Source organism: Kitasatospora sp. NPDC059571, assembly GCF_042735675.1.
GTDB lineage: Bacteria > Actinomycetota > Actinomycetes > Streptomycetales > Streptomycetaceae > Kitasatospora.
Genome location: NZ_JBHWBW010000863.1, coordinates 1 through 1118, shown reverse-complemented (window position 1 = coordinate 1118; position 1118 = coordinate 1). Strand labels below are relative to the sequence as shown.

The following is a 1118-nucleotide window of genomic DNA, read 5'->3' as shown; positions in this document are numbered from 1 at the left end:
GCCCGGCCGGCGGGCCGCCGGCCCGGTCGCCGCGCCCCCGGTACTGGCCCCCGGCGTGGTGGGCGGCCATCAGGCGCCGCCGCCCCGCGGGGCCCCGCTCCCGGGCCCGCGCGAGGGCCAGGCGTGCCCGCCGGGTGCGGCGGCCCGCACCGTCGAGCACCGCCGTGCCGGTCCGGTTCGATGGTGTACGGCCGGATGGGATGGTCATACCGGATGAACGTCTACGGGCGGCGATCGGTTACGTTCCCGCTGACGATCACCCCTATCGGTGACACCCGGCCCGTGGCCGCCGCCCGCTGCGCGGCGCCCGCCGGGCAGGTCAGCGCGCGTCCTCGGTGTCCTGGGCACCGGACCGGTCGGCCGCGCCGTCGTCGTCGGACCCGGCGCCGTCGGCGGCACCGTCCGCCCCGGTGCGGCCCTTGCGCCGGCGTGAGAACACCAGCGGCAGCAACGACAGGGCGACCACGCCCAGCACCACCGGCAGCAGATAGGAGTCGATACCGGGCACGGAGGTGCCGAGCGCGTAGCCGGCCAGCACCGTCCCCTGCGTCCACAGCAGCCCGCCGACCACCTGCCAGATCGTGAACGTCCGGGTCGGCACCCGCAGGGCCCCCGCCAGCGGCCCGAGCACCGACCGCACCAGCGGGACGAACCGCCCCAGCACGATCGCCCGGCGCTGCCCGTACCGGTCCAGCAGGTCCTCGGAGCGGGTCGCGGCGCTCTTGAGCCGGACGCTGCGGGTGCGCACCAGCAGCCCCTGCCCGCCGTGCCGCCCGATCAGATAGCCGAGCTGCGTACCGGCCACCGAGCCGACGGCCGCGCAGAGCAGCACCTGCCACAGCGAGAGGTACGGGCCCTGGTGCGCGGCCGAGGCCGGGGCCGACGCGCAGAGCACGCCGGCCGGGAAGAGCAGGGTGTCGCCCGGCACGAAGAAGCCGACCACCAGGAAGCCCGCCTCGACAAAGGTCACCAGCAGCACCGCGAGCGCGCCGTAGGCCGCGAGCAGGGAGGATCCGCTGGTGAAGTCGAGCGCCGAGGTCATCCCTCACCCCCGCCCGGTCGGGTCGAAGTGGGCCGCGTGATCACTCCCCCCACTGTAGACCGGCCCGTCCAACGGC

General features: G+C 76.2%; 1 protein-coding gene and 1 pseudogene. Both read right to left on the bottom strand.

Going from position 1 to position 1118, the window contains the following annotated elements:
- A pseudogene (locus ACFV0G_RS39610) lies at positions 1-208 on the bottom strand (hypothetical protein); the annotation flags it as partial.
- 111 nt (positions 209-319) lie between these two features.
- Complete coding sequence (locus ACFV0G_RS39605) at positions 320-1042, bottom strand: DedA family protein (RefSeq protein WP_380558860.1); 723 nt, start codon at positions 1040-1042, stop codon at positions 320-322.
- Positions 1043-1118 lie beyond the last annotated feature (76 nt).

Coding starts and splice junctions, on each gene's coding strand:
- ACFV0G_RS39605 (WP_380558860.1), bottom strand. CDS start 1,042: ATGACCTCGGCGCTCGACTTCACCAGCGGATCCTCCCTGCTCGCGGCC.